Genomic DNA, 17,359 nt, shown 5'->3' with positions numbered 1-17,359 from the left:
AGGATGAGCGGTGCCGGACCGCTCGTAGCCGCACTCGCTTGCGAAGCCTTGATGTTTTGGCTAAGGAGGCCGCGCATTCCGGCGCCGGGCTTAACCCGGCGTTTCCTCTCGTTCCGGCCTCGAACCGGCTTCAGTCAAAGGCATTTCGCTTCCATGGCGCGCATCGTGATGAAATTCGGCGGAACCTCGGTCGCCGACATCGCCCGCATCCGCAATGTGGCGCGTCATGTCAAACGCGAGGTCGATGCCGGTCACGACGTTGCCGTGGTGGTCTCGGCCATGGCCGGCAAGACCAACGAGCTGGTCGCCTGGACACGCGAAGCCTCGCCGATGCACGACGCGCGCGAATATGACGCTGTTGTCGCTTCCGGCGAGCAGGTCACGGCCGGTCTTCTGGCGATCACGCTGCAGAACATGGGCATTCATGCACGGTCCTGGCAGGGCTGGCAGATTCCAATCAAGACCGACAATGCGCATGGCGCGGCGCGCATCCTCGACATCGACGGCGCCTTCCTGGTCAAGCGTTTCGGCGAGGGCCAGGTGGCGGTGATTGCCGGCTTCCAGGGCATCGGACCGGACAACCGCATCGCCACGCTCGGCCGCGGCGGCTCCGACACCAGCGCCGTGGCGATCGCCGCGGCGGTCAAGGCCGACCGCTGCGATATCTACACCGACGTCGACGGCGTCTATACCACCGATCCGCGCATCGAGCCGAAGGCCCGCCGTCTGGCCAAGATTTCGTTCGAGGAAATGCTCGAAATGGCCTCTCTCGGCGCCAAGGTGCTGCAGGTGCGCTCGGTCGAGCTTGCCATGGTACACAGGGTGCGTACCTTCGTGCGGTCGTCCTTCGACGATCCCGATGCGCCCGGAATGGGGGATTTGCTCAATCCGCCCGGAACGCTCATTTGCGACGAGGAAGAGATCGTGGAACAGCAGGTCGTCACCGGAATTGCATACGCCAAGGACGAAGCGCAAATTTCGCTGCGCCGCGTCGGCGACCGCCCAGGCGTCGCCGCCGGTATCTTCGGCCCGCTGGCCGAGGCCAACATCAATGTCGACATGATTGTCCAGAACATCTCCGAGGACGGCAAGTTCACCGACATGACCTTCACCGTGCCGTCCGGCGATGTCGACAAGGCGCTTGCCGTTCTGGAGAAGCTGAAGCCGGAAGTCGGTTATGATGTCGTGCAGTCGGAAGCCGGCATGTCGAAGGTCTCGGTCATCGGCATCGGCATGAGAAGCCATGCCGGCGTCGCCGCCACCGCCTTCAAGGCGCTGGCCGACAAGGCGATCAACATCCGTGCCATCACCACTTCCGAGATCAAAATCTCGATATTGATCGACGGTCCCTATACGGAACTTGCAGTTCGTACTTTGCATTCCGTCTACGGGCTCGATAAGCAATAGCAAGAACTGAGTCAGTTGTTGCGTGAACGCCGGCCGCGGGAGAAACTGCGGCGGGCGGAATGCCCATTGGAGAACAAGCCGCGATGCGTGATACGGCCAGTGGCCCGCGCGTTCTGCTCAAACGGCTTCGCGAGCTCATGCAGGAGCCGCTGGAGCCGCAGGAGCGGCTCGACCGCATCGTGCGCGACATCGCCTCCAACATGGTCGCCGAAGTCTGCTCGCTCTATGTGCTGCGCGCGGACTCGGTGCTCGAACTCTACGCCACCGAAGGTCTGAACCCCAACGCCGTCCACCTGGCGCAGCTCAGGCTCGGGCAGGGTCTGGTCGGCACGATCGCCGCCAGCGCGCGGCCGCTCAACCTCTCCAACGCGCAGGAACATCCGGCCTTCGCCTACCTGCCGGAGACGGGCGAAGAGATCTATAATTCCTTCCTCGGAGTGCCGGTGCTGAGGGCAGGGCGCACGCTGGGCGTGCTGGTGGTGCAGAACAAGACCATGCGCCACTATCGCGACGACGAGGTCGAGGCGCTTGAAACCACGGCGATGGTGATCGCCGAAATGATCGCCACCGGCGATCTCGCGCGCCTCACCCGGCCCGGGCTGGAGCTCGACCTGCGCCGCCCGGTGAGCTTCACCGGCCTTTCCTTCAACGAAGGCGTCGGGCTCGGCCATGTCGTGCTGCATGAACCGCGCATCGTCGTCACCAACCTCTTCAACGAGGACAGCGAGGAGGAGGTGCGCCGGCTGCAGTCCTCGCTCGGCTCGCTCCGGCTCTCCATCGACGACATGCTGGAGCGGCGCGAGGTCGCCTTCGAAGGTGAGCACCGCGAGGTGCTCGAGGCCTATCGCATGTTCGCCAACGACAGCGGTTGGGTGCGCCGGCTGGAAGAGGCGATCCGCAACGGACTGACGGCGGAAGCAGCGGTCGAGAAGGTGCAGAGCGACATGCGCGCCCGCATGCTGCACATGACCGACCCCTATCTGCGCGAGCGGATGAGCGATTTCGACGACCTCGCCAACCGGCTCCTGCGCCAGTTGATGGGGCGCGGCCCGGAGGATGTCGCGACCTCGCTGCCCAAGGACGCCATCATCGTCGCCCGCTCGATGGGCGCGGCCGAACTGCTCGACTATCCGCGCGACAAGCTGCGCGGCCTGGTGCTGGAGGACGGCGCCGCCACCAGCCATGTCGTCATCGTCGCGCGCGCCATGGGCATTCCCGTCGCCGGCCAGATGAAGGGCGCCGTTTCCATGGCGGAAAACGGCGATGCCATCATCGTCGACGGCGAGGAAGGCACCATCCATCTGCGGCCGCAGTCCGACCTCGAGGCCGCCTATGCCGAAAAAGTCCGCTTCCGGGCCAGGCGGCAGGAAGTCTATCGCGAGCTGCGCAAGAAGCCGTCGCTGACCAAGGACGGGGTTCCGGTCGATCTCTTGATGAACGCGGGCCTTGCCGTCGACCTGCCGCAGCTGACCGAGTCGGGCGCCGCAGGCATCGGGCTCTTCCGCACCGAATTGCAGTTCATGGTCGCCTCGACCTTCCCGCGCGCCGAGGCTCAGGAGCGGCTTTACCGCGACGTGCTCGAGGCGGCGCGCGGGAAGCCGGTGACTTTCCGTACCATCGACATCGGCGGCGACAAGGTGCTGCCTTACTTTAAGGGCGCGATCCAGGAAGAGAATCCAGCGCTCGGCTGGCGGGCGATCCGGCTGACGCTCGACCGCCCCGGCTTGCTGAGAACCCAGATCCGGGCGCTGCTGAAGGCCTGCGGCGGCCGCGAGCTGAAGCTGATGCTGCCGATGGTGACCGAGCTGTCCGAAATCGCGCAGGCGCGCGAGATCATCGACCGCGAGGTACGGCATCTGTCGCGCTTCGCGCATCATCTGCCCACCAGCCTCAAACTCGGCGCCATGCTGGAAGTGCCCTCGCTCTTGTTCCAGCTCGACGAATTGATGAAGGCGGTGGACTTCGTCTCGGTCGGCTCCAACGATCTCTTCCAGTTCGTCATGGCCGTCGATCGCGGCAATACTCAGCTCGCCGACCGCTTCGACACTCTGTCGACGCCGTTCCTTCGGGTGCTGAAGACGATCGCCGATGCCGGCGTGCGCAACAACACGCCGGTCACGCTCTGCGGCGAACTTGCCGGCAAGCCGATCTCGGCCATGGCGCTGATCGGCCTGGGCTTCCGCTCAATCTCGATGTCGCCGGCCTCGATCGGCCCGGTCAAGGCGATGCTGACCGAGCTGCCGCTGCAGGAGCTGAAGGACTTCTTCAGGGACAATCTGATGGCGCCCAGCCAGGGGACGCCGATGCGGGCTTTGCTACAGGCCTTTGCAGATGACCGCTCGATTCCGCTCTAGATTCACGTGAGGGCGGTCTGCAAATGGCGATTTTCTGCGCTTCCGGTGCTCATGTACCTAAATGTACATTCCGCTCCGGTTCTCGAAATTCCCCATTTTCGACTCGCCCTGACGTGAACTCCATCGAAGTTCGAAGACCATGATCAACCTGCCCCGCGACCGTATGGATCAAGTCGTCAAGCGTTTCGACATGCTCGAAGCGCAGATGTCGGCCGGACCTGCCGCCGATCAATATGTGAAGATGGCTTCGGAATATGCCGACATCCAGGAGATGGTGGGCAAGATCCGGGCGTTGCGCGCCGCCGAGCAGGAACAGGCGGACCTCGAGGCGATGCTGGCCGACAAGGCCACCGACGGCGATATGCGGGCGCTGGCCGAGGCGGACCTGCCAGAGGTCGAGAACCGCATCGAGGCGCTGCAGAAAGACATCCAGATCCTGCTTCTGCCCAAGGACGCGACCGACGAGAGGAACGCCATCCTCGAAATCCGCGCCGGCACCGGCGGCGACGAGGCGGCACTGTTCGCCGGCGACCTGTTCCGCATGTATGAGCGCTATGCCGCCTCGCGCGGCTGGCGCTTCGAGGTGGTGTCGGCCAGCGATGGCGAGGTCGGCGGCTACAAGGAAATCATCGCCTCGGTGTCGGGCAAGGGCGTGTTCGCGCATCTGAAGTTCGAATCCGGCGTTCACCGCGTCCAGCGCGTGCCGGAGACCGAAGCCGGCGGGCGCATCCACACCTCGGCGGCGACGGTAGCCGTGCTGCCCGAAGCCGAAGAGGTCGATATCGAGATCCGGGCGGAAGACATCCGCATCGACACGATGCGCGCCTCGGGCTCCGGCGGCCAGCACGTCAACACCACCGATTCGGCGGTGCGCATCACCCATTTGCCGACCGGCATCATGGTGGTGCAGGCGGAGAAGTCGCAGCACCAGAATCGGGCGCGCGCCATGCAGATCCTGAGGGCCCGACTCTACGATCTCGAGCGCAGCCGCGCGGATGAGGAGCGCTCGTCGTCGCGAAAGTCGCAAGTCGGGTCGGGCGACCGGTCGGAGCGCATCCGCACCTACAACTTCCCGCAAGGGCGCGTCACCGACCACCGCATCAACCTCACGCTCTATAAGCTCGACCGGGTGATGATGGGCGAGCTCGACGAGGTTATTGACGCGCTGATCGCCGACCATCAGTCGAAACTGCTTGCCGATATGAGCCTCGATGGTTGATCGACTGCCCGCCGCGCTCGGGCCGCTGCTGAGGGCGGCGCGCGAGCGTCTGGCCGCCGCCGGCATCGACGATCCGGCGCTCGATTCCCGGCTGATCGTCGAACATTTCTCCGGCACGACTCGCGCCCGGGCGATTGCCGAGCCGGGGCACGAGGTGGGCTCGGCGGCGCTTTCGGCCGTTGAAGCGGCCCTGAGGCGTCGCGTCGCAGGCGAGCCGGTGCACCGCATCCTCGGCTACCGCGAATTCTACGGTTTGCGCCTGTCGCTGTCGCCGGAGACGCTGGAGCCCCGGCCGGACACCGAGACGCTGGTCGACGCCGTCCTGCCCTTCGCCCGGGCAACGGTCGAAAGGCTGGGCGAATGCCGTATTCTCGATCTTGGCACGGGCACCGGCGCCATCGCGCTGGCGCTGCTCAGCGCCGTTCCGGCGGCCACCGCGACAGGCGTCGAAATTTCGCCCGACGCATTGGCGACCGCAGCCGGAAATGCCCGGAATCTGGGGCTCGGCGCGCGCTTCAAAGCCGTGCATTCCAACTGGTTCGAAAAAGTTTCGGGCCGCTACCATGTAATTGCCTCGAACCCTCCCTATATACCCAGTCGAGAGATTGAAAATCTGCAGGACGAGGTCCGCGATTTCGACCCGCATCGGGCCCTGGACGGCGGTGTGGATGGTTTGGACCCCTACAGGGTCATCGCCGCCGGCGCGGCAGGATTTCTGGAAACGCAAGGCAAGGTAGCGGTCGAGATCGGCCACACGCAGAAAAACGAGGTCAGCGGGATTTTCGCGGCAGCCGGCTACGGGCTTGCCGGTGCCTACCTGGACCTCGGCGGCAATGACAGAGTTCTGGTGTTCGAGCGTTGAAAGCCCTGATGCAGTGCGAAAAAACCGCTTGGCAATACCGGGGAATGCAGCTAGGGTCCGGCTCAACCGGATGAGACGAAGCAGGCAGTGCTCCCAGCGATTCGGTTTTCCTTGGAAATAGCTGCCTTCTTGCGCAAACGACGCCCAAGCTTCGTGCGGGAATCATCCGGCAAGTGATGTAACCGGAACAGGATGGCACGTGGCGCCAACGCAATTGATGCGGGCGAACGCCGGTGAAGAAACGAAACGGCTGGCTGCATGAGCGCCTCCGTTCGTGAAGAGTTTTTCGAAAATTCACTATGAAGAGAGTCTAATGAGGCCACAACAGCAGAACAGGCGCATGCGCGGTCGCAACAACAATGGCGGCGGTGGCAACAACAACAACCGCAAGGGGCCGAATCCCCTGACCCGCACTTACGAGAGCAACGGCCCGGACGTGAAGATCCGCGGATCGGCTCAGCAGATCGCCGAAAAATACGCCACACTCGCCCGTGATGCGCAAAGCTCCGGCGACAGAGTAATGGCGGAAAACTATCTCCAGCACGCCGAACACTACAATCGCATCATTGCCGCCGCACAGGCGCAGATGCCGATCCAAAACGTCCCGCAGAACCGCGACGACTTCGACGACGATCTCGATGAGGATCGCGACGAGTTCGACAATGCCGGCAACAACAGCGGCGCCGAGGCGCCGGCGAACGGCTCCGGGCCGCAGCCGGTGATCGACGGAACGCCGGCGGAACTCGCCTACAACCAGGAAAACGGCCGCGACAACAACAATCGCCGCGACAACAACCAGCGCGACAACAGTGGCCGCGACCGGCATCGCGACCGCCGCAACGGCGGCTACGGCCAGAGCGGTCAGCGTGGCGAAAACGCCCAGCGCGGCGAGCAGGGCGGCCAGCAGTTCGATCAGAACCGCCGCAACGAGGCGCAGCCCGAGGCAGCCGGCGAGGCCGGATCCCAGGGTGAGCAGGCGCCGCAGTTCGACGGTTTCTCGCCGGCCGCGCTTGCAGCCCAGGCCGAGCTCAACGAAGCCGCGAATGGCGGTCGCCGGCCACGGCGTCCGCGGCGCCAGCGCGGCACCTATGCTGAGCAGGCGGGCAACGACGAGCAGGGCAAACAGCCGGAGGGCTTGAACCCCGAAGCCGGCAGCCCCGAAAGTTCAGGCGAAACGCGCAACGCGGCGAGCAACGGCGACCACGCCAGCGCCAAGCCGGCCGAGGAAGCGGACCGGGCGATCGAGCCTGTCGCCAGCGAGCCGACGCCCGTTGCCGGCGAAGCTCCTAGCGAGCCTGTCGCCGCCGACGCGAACGACTGATCCGGACGCCATTTCAGGCATTGCGAACGGCGGAGAGCAATCTCCGCCGTTTTTGTTTATGCGCGCCCTGGAATATTCTGCTTTGATCGACATCAAGGCGTCTTGAGGGAGCGCAGCCCATACACCATATCTCGGCTGAACAGGGCTCGGCTCTTATGGGCGGGTCCGTCACCGCAATCTGATCCGGTGCCGCAAAGCGGGCCGGTGATGGAAGGAGACAGGCATGAATCTTGAAAAATACTCGGAGCGCGTGCGCGGTTTCATCCAGTCCGCGCAGACCATGGCGCTCTCGCGCAATCACCAGCAATTCACCCCCGAACATATACTCAAAGTGCTCGTCGACGATGACGAGGGCCTTGCCGCGTCCCTGATTGAGCGCGCCGGCGGCAGCGTCCGCGACGTCAAGCTCGGTGTCGAGGCCGCGCTCGAAGCCATGCCCAAGGTCGAAGGCGGCAATGGCCAGCTCTATCTGGCCCAGCCTCTCGCCAAGGTGTTTTCCACCGCCGAGGACCTGGCCAAGAAGGCCGGCGACAGCTTCGTCACCGTGGAGCGGCTGCTGCAGGCGCTTGTCATGGAGAAGCCGGCCAAGACCGCCGACATCCTGTCCAAGGCAGGCGTGACTGCGCAGGCGCTCAACCAGGCCATCAACGATATCCGCAAGGGCCGCACCGCCGACTCGGCCAGCGCCGAGCAGGGCTATGACGCGCTGAAGAAATACGCGCGCGACCTGACCGCCGATGCCCGCGCCGGCAGGCTCGACCCGGTCATCGGCCGCGACGACGAGATTCGCCGCACCATCCAGGTGCTGTCGCGGCGCACCAAGAACAACCCCGTGCTGATCGGCGAGCCGGGCGTCGGCAAGACGGCGATCGCCGAGGGCCTGGCGCTGCGCATCGTCAATGGCGACGTGCCGGAATCGCTGAAGGACAAGCAGTTGATGGCGCTCGACATGGGCGCGCTGATTGCCGGCGCCAAATATCGCGGCGAGTTCGAGGAACGCCTGAAGGCCGTGCTCAACGAGGTCACCTCGGCCAGCGGCAACATCATCCTGTTCATCGACGAGATGCATACGCTGGTTGGCGCCGGCAAGGCCGATGGCGCGATGGACGCGTCGAACCTTTTGAAGCCGGCGCTTGCACGCGGCGAACTGCACTGCGTCGGTGCCACCACGCTCGACGAATACCGCAAGCATGTCGAGAAGGACGCCGCCCTTGCCCGCCGTTTCCAGCCCGTCTTCGTCGACGAGCCGACGGTCGAGGACACCGTCTCGATCCTGCGCGGCCTGAAGGAGAAATACGAGCAGCATCACAAGGTGCGCATCTCCGATTCCGCGCTGGTGTCGGCGGCGGCGCTTTCCAACCGTTACATCGCCGACCGCTTCCTGCCCGACAAGGCGATCGACCTGGTCGATGAGGCGGCCTCCAGGCTGCGCATGCAGGTCGATTCCAAGCCGGAGGCGCTGGATGAGATCGACCGCCGTATCATGCAGCTCAAGATCGAGCGCGAGGCACTGAAGGTGGAGAAGGACGAGGCCTCGAAGGACCGCCTTGCCCGGCTGGAGAAGGAACTCGCCAGCCTCGAGGAAGAATCGAGCGAGCTGACCGCGAAATGGCAGGCCGAAAAGCAGAAGCTCGGCCTTGCCGCCGACCTGAAGAAGCAGCTCGACGAGTCGCGCAACGAACTGGCGATCGCGCAGCGCAAGGGCGAGTTTCAGCGCGCCGGCGAGCTTGCCTATGGCAAGATTCCGGAGCTCGAGAAGAAGCTCAAGGAGGCCGAAGCGCAGGATGGCAAGACCGGCATGGTGGAAGAGGTGGTCACGCCCGACCATGTCGCGCATGTCGTGTCGCGCTGGACCGGCATTCCGGTCGACAAGATGCTGGAAGGGCAGCGCGAGAAGCTCTTGCGCATGGAAGACGAGATCAGCAAGCGGGTCGTCGGCCAGGGCGAAGCCGTGCAGGCGGTGTCCAAGGCCGTGCGCCGCGCCCGCGCCGGGCTGCAGGATCCGAACCGGCCGATCGGCTCGTTCATGTTCCTCGGACCGACCGGCGTCGGCAAGACCGAGCTCACCAAGGCGCTGGCCAGCTTCCTCTTCGACGACGAGACCGCGTTGGTGCGCATCGACATGTCGGAGTTCATGGAGAAGCACTCCGTCGCCCGGCTGATCGGCGCGCCTCCCGGCTATGTCGGCTATGAGGAAGGCGGTGCGCTGACCGAAGCGGTGCGGCGCCGGCCCTATCAGGTCGTGCTGTTCGACGAGATCGAGAAGGCGCATCCGGACGTGTTCAACGTGCTCCTGCAGGTGCTCGACGACGGCCGGCTGACCGATGGTCAGGGCCGCACGGTCGACTTCCGCAACACGCTGATCATCATGACGTCGAATCTCGGCGCCGAATATCTGGTGAACCTGGCCGACGACCAGGACGTCGATGCCGTGCGCGACGAGGTGATGGCCGTGGTGAAGGCCTCGTTCCGACCGGAGTTCCTCAACCGCGTCGATGAGGTGATCCTGTTCCACCGGCTGCGCCGTCTGGATATGGACCGCATCGTCGAGATACAGCTCAAGCGGCTGGAGAACCTGCTTACCGATCGCAAGATCACGCTGTCGCTGGATCACGACGCGATCGAGTGGCTGGCGTCGAAGGGCTACGATCCGGCCTATGGCGCCAGGCCGCTGAAACGGGTGATGCAGAAGGAGCTGCAGGACCCGCTGGCGGAGAAGATCCTGCTCGGCGAGATCCTCGACGGTTCGACCGTCAAGGTCACCGCCGGTTCCGACCGGTTGAACTTCCGCTCGAAGCCGACCGTGGTGGCGACGGAGGCCGCCGCCTGATTCGGGCGTGCTTGAATGAACGCGAAGCGCGTCGCACCGGACTGGTGCGGCGCGCTTTTTTATTGCCGGTGACTGCGCATAATCAGCTGCCGATTCGGATGACCGGGAAGAACTCGATGAAGCTCGACGATTACAACGGCTTCTGCGCTTCATTGCCCGCCACGACGCATGTCGTTCAGTGGGGCGGCGCCCATGTCTGGAAAGTCGGCGGCAAGGTGTTCGCCATCGGCGGCTGGAACGAGGGCGGTCAGCTTTTCGTCACCTTCAAATGTTCCGAGATGGCCTATGATGTGCTGAAGGATCAGTCGGGCTGCCGGCCGGCGCCCTATCTTGCCTCGCGCGGCATGAAATGGATCCAGCGTCAGACAAGCCAAAGCATGGATGATGCGGCGCTCAAGGACTATCTGCGCGAAAGCCACCGCCTGGTCGTCCGCAAGCTGACCAAACAGGCGCGCAAGGAATTGGGGCTTGCCGTATCCTAAGGATCTTATGCATGTCGTTCTCGCAAAACCGCGGCACACTTTTGCGTGACATGCATCAGCGGATATTCCTCGAGGCACCGGAAAACCGCCATCTTCATGCCCGGTTCATATTGGAACCTTAGTCTGGGTAACTGGTTTGCTGGCGAAGGTTCGGCCGCCAGGAGCCTCGTCGACCGGAGAGCTAGACCCCCATGCTGCGCTTGATCTTTTCCCTTTCGGCACTCGCGGCCGGGCTGGTATCTTCCAGTGCCTTCGCCGCGCCGGGCGTGGACGGCGGGCCGAGCGCGCGTCGGGCCGAGCGCGGTGCGCTGGTGCTGGCGCAGGAAGGCAATATCGACATCTATTATGACGCCAGGGGCAACCGCGTGCTGGTCGATGCCGACACCGGCAAGGTGATCGCCATCCAGCCGCCGGGGAGCAGGCTTGATCGCCGCGCGCTTCGTCGGCAGATGCGCATGCAGGAACTCGGCCGTGCGCCGGCCGAGGACGACGACCGCTATTATCTCGACAACCCCGAGGACATGGCGCGCTTCCGCCGTCAGCAATTGGAAGAGAACGGCCGTGTCATCCCGCCGCCGGTCGACGAGTACGACGACAATTCCGTCGATGCCTATCCGCCGGCGCCCAACAATGATGAAGGCTACGCCACCACCTATCCGGAGGCGCCGAAATCCGACACCATCAAGCGCCAGCCGCTGAACGAGGCGTCGATCGACCCGGAGCAGCCGGGCCAGGGCGAAGTGCTTCAAACCAATCCGGACGCCGAGCTGTCGCTGCCGCCGAACACTGGCGGCAAGGCCGCGGTCGATCCGTCGCTGTCGCTCGGGGTGCGCCAGGACGTTGCCGCGCTGCAGGTGCTGCTCGATCGCGGCGGCGCTTCGCCGGGCGTGATCGACGGGCGCTTCGGCTCGAATGTCGACAAGGCGCTGGCCGCCTACAACGAAATAAACGGCACCAATCTGAAATCCACCGATGCAGTCGGCATCCAGGCGGCGCTTGCACAGTCGGGCGGCGACGCCTTCGCCTCCTACACGATCACGCCGGAAGACGTGGCCGGCCCTTACGTCGCCTCGATCCCGGAGGACTACAGCCAGAAGGCCAAGCTCGACTGCATGTGCTACACCTCGGTCACAGAGGCGCTGGCCGAACGCTTCCATATGGACGAGACCTATCTGAAGTCGATCAACAAGGGCGTGGACTTCAATCGCCCGGGCACGATGATCAAGGTCGCCAATTTCGGCAAGCTGGTCTCCACGCCGGTAACGCGTATCATCGCCGACAAGACCAAGAAGGAAGTCTACGCCTATGATGGCAGCGGCAAGCTGGTCGCGGCCTATCCGGCGACCATCGGCTCGGCCGACACGCCGTCGCCAACCGGCATCCATGCCGTCTCGCGCATCGCGCTCGACCCGAACTACACCTACAATCCGAACATCAATTTCAAGCAGGGCCAGAACGACAAGATCCTGACCGTCCCGCCGGGACCGAACGGTCCGGTCGGCTCGGTCTGGATCGCGCTCGACAAGCCGACCTACGGCATTCACGGCACGCCCGATCCCTCCAAGATCGGCAAAACCGAGAGCCATGGCTGCGTGCGCCTGACCAACTGGGACGCACGCGAGCTTGCCAAGCTGGTGTCGCCGGGCGTCACCGTGGAGTTTGTCGGCGGATCAACAATCGCGGATGTCGGCGGGACCTCAACCGATGAGTTTACGCAGCAGTAAGGCGCGCGGCGCCGCGGCATAGATGAGCTGCACCAGCAGGATGAAGACGATGCTGAGCAGCGGCGTGATCAGGCAAAGCGCCGCGCCGACCGCTCACAGGATCTGCGCCTTGACGATCCGCTTGTAGACGGCGCGTCGCGTCTCCGCGTCGACATCCTCGGCGATCATGCCGTTCCTGTCGGCATACCACCAGCTCGCGAACAGCGTGCCGCCCAGCATCAGCAGATTCAGCCAGTAGACCAGCACCGCCATCCTGAATTCCAGGAAATCGGCCAGCAGGTCGGTTGAGAACGGCAGCAGCGCGATAAAGGCAAGAAAGCACAGATTGAGCGTCGCCAGCCTGCGGTCTGATTTTGCGATCAGGCCATGCTGCGCCTGCTGGCCGAACCAGAAGATGGTGAGCGTCAGGAAACTCAGCGCATAGGTCAGGAACCGTGGCCCGAGCGCCAGGATCGCGGCAAGCAGCTCGCCTTCGGAATGCACCGCCTCATGCGACGGCACCCTGATCTCCAGCACGATCAGGGTCAAAGCGATGGCGAAGACGCCGTCGGTTATGCCGACGATGCGTCCGCGTCCTTCCGCCGACGGTTCGAGCGGCCGCTTCATCGCTTCCCCCTTCTTTCACGCGCAATGCTGGAACCTAGCACGCGATCGGCGGTTTGCATCAGGATTGGCGTCTCCCGTGGGGCTCCGGTCAAAGAGATAGATGGCGCCGAAACCGCTTCGCAGTTTTCGGCATGCTCCACTGGCATCTGGTTTCAAGAACAGCGATGCTCTGGCTTGTTGTTGCGCAACGGCCGGAGGGCTAAGCAGAGATTCATGTCATCCGCGAACGAAGCCACTGCCGATTCGCATTCGCCCGCGCGGGCGAACGGTACGTTCTGTCCTCAGGCGCGGCGAAAATTCGTGCTGGTGGCAGCAATCCTCGCCTCCGCGCTCGGTTTCATCGACGGGTCGATCCTGGCGATCGCCATGCCGGCGCTGCGCGCGGATCTCGGCGCCAGCCTGGCCGAGGCGCAGTGGATTTCCAACGCCTATGCGCTGACGCTCTCCGCGCTCATCCTGGCGGGGGGCGCTGCCGGCGACCGGTTTGGCCTGCGGCGCGCCTTCGTGACCGGCATCGCGCTGTTCATCGCCGCCTCGCTCGCCTGCGCGGTGGCGCCGGATCCGGCCATATTGATCGCCTTCCGCGCCATCCAGGGCATCGGCGCGGCGATCATGGTGCCGGGCAGCCTCGCCATCATCGCCAAAGCCTATCCGAAGAAGGAGCGCGGCCGGGCGATCGGCATCTGGGCCGCCGCATCGGCGCTGACCACGGCGCTCGGCCCCGTTGTGGGCGGCTTCGTCCTGACGACTTTCGGCAATGGGGTCTGGCGCGCGATCTTCGCCATCAACCTGCCGCTTGGACTGATCTCGATCTATCTGCTGTTGGCCAAGGTGCCTGCCGACAAGCCGACCGAAAAACGCAGCCTCGATCTTGGCGGCGCGGGGCTGGCGACGCTTGCGTTCGGCCTGCTCGCCTACGGGCTGACGGCGATGAATGCGGAAGGCGGCGGAATGCTCTCGACGCCTGCGATCGTTGCCGGTGTGGTTCTGCTCTTTGTCTTCATCTTTTACGAGCTCAGGCAGCGCGATCCGATGATCGATCTCGGCCTGTTCCGGACCAGGGCCTTTGCCGGCGCCAATCTGGCGACATTCTTCCTCTATTTCGCGCTGTCGGCCAATTTGTTCTACCTGCCGATGCTTTTGATCGCCGGCTGGAGACTGAGCGAGGCCGAGGTCGGTTTTATCTTCCTGCCGCTGTCGGCGTTGATCGCGCTCTTGTCCGGGCCTGTCGGCCAGTGGTCGGATCGGATCGGTCCGCGTTTCCCGATCGCCAGCGGCAGCATGGTCGTCGCCATCGCCTTCGGCGGGCTCGCGCTGCTCGCTCATTTCGGCATCCACCATTTCTGGGCCGGGACCTTTCCGCTGATGGCGCTGATGGGGCTCGGCATGGCGCAGGTCGTGTCGCCGCTGTCGACCGCGGTCATGACGTCCGTCGAGGACAAGGATACCGGCGCCGCTTCCGGCATCAACAATGCGGTCTCGCGCGTCGGTGGCCTGATCGCGGTGGCGGCGATGGGCTCGCTGGCGGCCTGGGTTTACGCGCGGATGACCGGCCGTGCCCCCGGCATGCCCGGCTTCGGCGAGCCGCCTGCATCCCGGCTTGCCGCCAACCTCGATGCGGCCAGGGTCGTGGCAAGCGATTCGGCTTTCGCTGCAGTCGCGGCGGTCACGACTGTCCTTTGCCTGCTTGCTTCCCTGACCGCCTGGTTCACGGTGCCAGGGCAGGCATCGCCTTGGCCGCGGCAGACAGACGATTCGCGCGATTAGAGCATGATCCCGGAAAGTGGGAACCGGTTTTCGGAGAAGATCACGCTCCAACAAAGAGTTAGATCAGGATGACGATTCAACGAAACGTCACTCCTGATCTAGAGCAATACCAGGGAAAATGTGAGCGGTTAAGCCCGGCGACTTCGTCCTAGCCTTCCGTCCGCAATTGCGTCGAAACAAAGAGGTAGAGCGGTTCCGGAAACGGCTCAGTTCGGAAGCTGCGAATCAGTCTTGGCGCTGGCAACCTTCAGCGCGTTGCCGTCTTCCTGCTTCAGAAGATCGTCGATGCGTTCGCGCTCTTTCTTGAAGGCGACGAGATCGTCGCCCTTTAAAACCTTGCCGACCGGCAGGCGCACGCGCATCGAATCGACCTTGGTGCCGTTGACGATCAGTTCGTAGTGAAGGTGCGGGCCGGTAGAGAGGCCGGTCTGGCCGAGATAGCCGATGACCTGCCCCTGCCGGACATGAACGCCTTCCTCGATACCTTTGGCGAAAGCACTCTGGTGATTGTAGGAGGTCTCGTAACCATTGGCGTGGCGGATGATGATCTGCTTGCCGTAGCCGCCGGCCCAGCCGGCCTTCTCGACGACGCCGTTGCCGGCGGCGATGATCGGTGTGCCGATCGGCGCTGCCCAGTCGGTGCCGGTGTGCATCCGGACGTAGCCAAGGATCGGGTGCCGGCGTGCGCCGAAGCCGGAGGTGAAGCGCCCATTGGGCAGCGGATTGCGCAGCAGGAATTGCTTGGCGCTGCTGCCGTTCTCGTCGAAGTAGTCGACGCTGCCGTCCTGCATCTGGAAGCGATAGAAGTTGCGTGTTTGTCCGCCGAAGGTCGACGAGACGTAGAGAAGCTGGGAACCGTCGGAGGCCTGGTCGTCGCCGTCAGGTTGGGAGAACAGCACTTCGAGGCGGTCGGAAGGCGAGAGCCGCGACTGGAAATCCACGTCGGAAGCGAGCAGCTTGATCAGCTTCTGCGTCATCGCTTTCGACATGCCGTAGGAATAGGCGGTGCGGTAGATGCCGTCATAGACATTGGGCAGGTTGCCGCGCACCACGACGGGCTGCGAATCATCGAACGCTGTCAAAAGCTCGGGATTGGGCTCGGGCTCCTGCGCCGGCACGTACTGGCCGCGGTCGTCGAGCGCGATGGTCACGATATGCGTGGTCTTGTCGTAGACGCTGGTGCGCACGACCTTGGCGATGTCTCCGCGCACCTCGAGACCGACGCGCAGCACCGTTCCGGCCTTCAGCGCCGGGGCGTTCAAGAGCTTGCCGATCGCCTCCGCCATGCCCCTCGCGTCATCGCCGGTGTAGCCTGAATCGGCAAAGGCCTCGGCGATGTCGGTATCCCTGGTGAAGGGAATGATCTCCTCGGCGAAGGCCGGCGCCTGATCGTCCGGCGTGGCGCGCGGCGCCACCGAAACATTTTCCTGTGTGATCTTCACGTCGTAGGAGCCGGCCATCGATTCGGCGAAGGCGTCCCCGAATCGCTGCGGGTCGACATAATGCAGCGCGGCAACCTGGACGGCGCCGTCGCTCAAGCCGTTGCTGGCGTCCCGCACCACCTTTTCCACCTCGTTGGCGGAAAGATCGCTCTTTTCGTCGAAGGACGCCGTCTCGATCGGAAAATCGACCGTCTTCAGACTCATCTCGCTTTCGACCTTGGCGCCGTAGATCTGTCCGGCGGCCGCGGTGGCCGTTGCCGGCTGCGCATTGTCGTCGCCGTCGTCGCCGAACACCTGCATCGGGTCGAATGGCAGGTAGGGGCGGTTGGTGGTGTGGCCAGCGGCCAAGGCCATCTTGATCTGCACGAACGGCATGGTGTGGATAACATCGCGGTCGCCGACCTTGGTGACCATCGACACTTCCATGCGGCGGCGGTCCTTGGCCCGGGCGATCTGGCGCGGTGCTACCAGCCTCGTGGTCTTTGCCTGCTCGCCGGAATCGTCGCCGCCGCCGGCAAGGCCGATGAGCTCGGCGATCTCCGGCGGGGTCGCCAATTGCTGGCGGCCATCAAGGGCAGCGAACAAGGCCACGCCCATCAACACGCTCGATGTCACGCCGGTGAGGAAGGTGCCCGACAGCCAACGGGCCGAGACCTCGCGGCGGTCGGGCGGACCGCTGCGGCCGTCCGCGATCAGCGGCGGCTCGTTGCCGAGTTCGGCTATGACATCTTCCGTGTCTGGCATCCAGAAAGGCTGCTTCTTCCCCGGGCGAACGGCTTGTCGTTATCGTTGCGGCCATGACATTTGCCTGTCACGGCGGTTGAAGTCAACGAAACGGCAGGCCGGGGCCGATATCCCCAATCATGCGTTCTGCGCACGGCGCTCTTGTCGTCTGTTGCGGTCGTCTGTCCTGGGGCGCCTCGCACATACGCGCGCGCCTTCCTTATACGGGCCGGTTTCACGCCCCAATGCGGCGGCAATAGGGCCTCGTTGTGGATGACCCAAGGGCTGCCGCAAGGGCAGTCGGCTACCGAAAAAGCGGTTCGCAAAATTCGTCGCAAAAAATTCAAAAAAGTTGGAAATCGGTGTTGACGCGTCGAGGGAGGTCCGACTATATACGGCCCACGAACGAGGGCGGTGCGCCGCTGGCGACGAAGAAGTTTGCTTCTAGGTCTGCCCTCTGGCGAAATTCAAGAGAGCCGCGTGAGCGACACTCGAGTGGCCCCGAGCCGAAAGCGAAGCGGGCCGCGACATTGCGTGAAGCGATGTCTGTTCTTTGACAATTGAATATTGAAGAAAGAGAAACGTGGGCGGCAGAGTCCTGCTGAGCCTCTTACTCCGCCAG

At 64.1% G+C, this 17,359-nt stretch carries 11 protein-coding genes; 9 read left to right on the top strand and 2 right to left on the bottom strand.

Features of this window, described 5'->3' with window-relative positions:
* The first annotated feature begins 153 nt into the window (after positions 1-153).
* The 8 genes from O7A05_RS19455 to O7A05_RS19420 all read left to right on the top strand — a co-directional run bounded on the left by O7A05_RS19455 (position 154) and on the right by O7A05_RS19420 (position 12,199).
* A complete protein-coding gene (locus tag O7A05_RS19455; RefSeq protein WP_127225134.1) occupies positions 154-1,407 on the top strand; it encodes an aspartate kinase in 1,254 nt (417 codons plus the stop codon).
* 83 nt (positions 1,408-1,490) lie between these two features.
* A complete protein-coding gene (gene ptsP, locus O7A05_RS19450) occupies positions 1,491-3,761 on the top strand; it encodes a phosphoenolpyruvate--protein phosphotransferase (protein ID WP_337094614.1) in 2,271 nt (756 codons plus the stop codon).
* Positions 3,762-3,900: 139 nt separating this feature from the next.
* Complete coding sequence (gene prfA, locus O7A05_RS19445) at positions 3,901-4,980, top strand: peptide chain release factor 1 (RefSeq protein ID WP_337094613.1); 1,080 nt, start codon at positions 3,901-3,903, stop codon at positions 4,978-4,980.
* Positions 4,973-5,842 (top strand): peptide chain release factor N(5)-glutamine methyltransferase, encoded by an 870-nt coding sequence (gene prmC, locus O7A05_RS19440; protein WP_337094612.1) that lies wholly within the window; start codon positions 4,973-4,975, stop codon positions 5,840-5,842. Before prfA ends, prmC begins: the two co-directional genes overlap by 8 nt.
* A gap of 313 nt (positions 5,843-6,155) precedes the next feature.
* On the top strand, positions 6,156-7,163 hold the full coding sequence (locus tag O7A05_RS19435) for a DUF4167 domain-containing protein (protein ID WP_337094611.1): 1,008 nt from the start codon (positions 6,156-6,158) through the stop codon (positions 7,161-7,163).
* Between the two features lie 223 nt (positions 7,164-7,386).
* Complete coding sequence (gene clpB / locus O7A05_RS19430; RefSeq protein WP_337094610.1) at positions 7,387-9,993, top strand: ATP-dependent chaperone ClpB; 2,607 nt, start codon at positions 7,387-7,389, stop codon at positions 9,991-9,993.
* Positions 9,994-10,109: 116 nt separating this feature from the next.
* Entirely contained in the window at positions 10,110-10,475 is a 366-nt protein-coding gene (locus O7A05_RS19425) for an MmcQ/YjbR family DNA-binding protein (RefSeq protein ID WP_337094609.1), read from the top strand.
* Positions 10,476-10,666: 191 nt separating this feature from the next.
* Entirely contained in the window at positions 10,667-12,199 is a 1,533-nt protein-coding gene (locus tag O7A05_RS19420) for a L,D-transpeptidase family protein (protein ID WP_337094608.1), read from the top strand.
* A gap of 93 nt (positions 12,200-12,292) precedes the next feature.
* Here O7A05_RS19420 and O7A05_RS19415 read toward each other — a convergent pair whose 3' ends face one another.
* Positions 12,293-12,805 carry a TMEM175 family protein gene (locus O7A05_RS19415; protein ID WP_337094607.1) on the bottom strand — a complete coding sequence of 171 codons (513 nt, stop codon included), beginning with the start codon at positions 12,803-12,805 and terminating at the stop codon, positions 12,293-12,295.
* Positions 12,806-13,018: 213 nt separating this feature from the next.
* On the opposite strand from O7A05_RS19415, the gene O7A05_RS19410 reads away from it, so the two are divergent.
* The gene (locus tag O7A05_RS19410; RefSeq protein WP_337094606.1) at positions 13,019-14,572 is read left to right on the top strand and encodes an MFS transporter; all 1,554 of its coding nucleotides are present in this window, start codon (positions 13,019-13,021) and stop codon (positions 14,570-14,572) included.
* Between the two features lie 206 nt (positions 14,573-14,778).
* On the opposite strand, the gene O7A05_RS19405 is transcribed toward O7A05_RS19410, so the two are convergent.
* Positions 14,779-16,758, bottom strand: a complete 1,980-nt coding sequence (locus O7A05_RS19405) for a M23 family metallopeptidase (RefSeq protein WP_337094605.1) — start codon at positions 16,756-16,758, stop codon at positions 14,779-14,781.
* Positions 16,759-17,359 lie beyond the last annotated feature (601 nt).

The sequence above is a fragment of the Mesorhizobium argentiipisi (SeqCode) genome (assembly GCF_037179585.1).
Classification (GTDB): Bacteria; Pseudomonadota; Alphaproteobacteria; order Rhizobiales; family Rhizobiaceae; genus Mesorhizobium; species Mesorhizobium argentiipisi.
This window is presented reverse-complemented; position numbering and strand designations above follow the sequence as displayed.

Coding starts and splice junctions, on each gene's coding strand:
- O7A05_RS19455 (WP_127225134.1), top strand. CDS start 154: ATGGCGCGCATCGTGATGAAATTCGGCGGAACCTCGGTCGCCGACATC.
- ptsP (WP_337094614.1), top strand. CDS start 1,491: ATGCGTGATACGGCCAGTGGCCCGCGCGTTCTGCTCAAACGGCTTCGC.
- prfA (WP_337094613.1), top strand. CDS start 3,901: ATGATCAACCTGCCCCGCGACCGTATGGATCAAGTCGTCAAGCGTTTC.
- prmC (WP_337094612.1), top strand. CDS start 4,973: ATGGTTGATCGACTGCCCGCCGCGCTCGGGCCGCTGCTGAGGGCGGCG.
- O7A05_RS19435 (WP_337094611.1), top strand. CDS start 6,156: ATGAGGCCACAACAGCAGAACAGGCGCATGCGCGGTCGCAACAACAAT.
- clpB (WP_337094610.1), top strand. CDS start 7,387: ATGAATCTTGAAAAATACTCGGAGCGCGTGCGCGGTTTCATCCAGTCC.
- O7A05_RS19425 (WP_337094609.1), top strand. CDS start 10,110: ATGAAGCTCGACGATTACAACGGCTTCTGCGCTTCATTGCCCGCCACG.
- O7A05_RS19420 (WP_337094608.1), top strand. CDS start 10,667: ATGCTGCGCTTGATCTTTTCCCTTTCGGCACTCGCGGCCGGGCTGGTA.
- O7A05_RS19415 (WP_337094607.1), bottom strand. CDS start 12,805: ATGAAGCGGCCGCTCGAACCGTCGGCGGAAGGACGCGGACGCATCGTC.
- O7A05_RS19410 (WP_337094606.1), top strand. CDS start 13,019: ATGTCATCCGCGAACGAAGCCACTGCCGATTCGCATTCGCCCGCGCGG.
- O7A05_RS19405 (WP_337094605.1), bottom strand. CDS start 16,758: ATGCCAGACACGGAAGATGTCATAGCCGAACTCGGCAACGAGCCGCCG.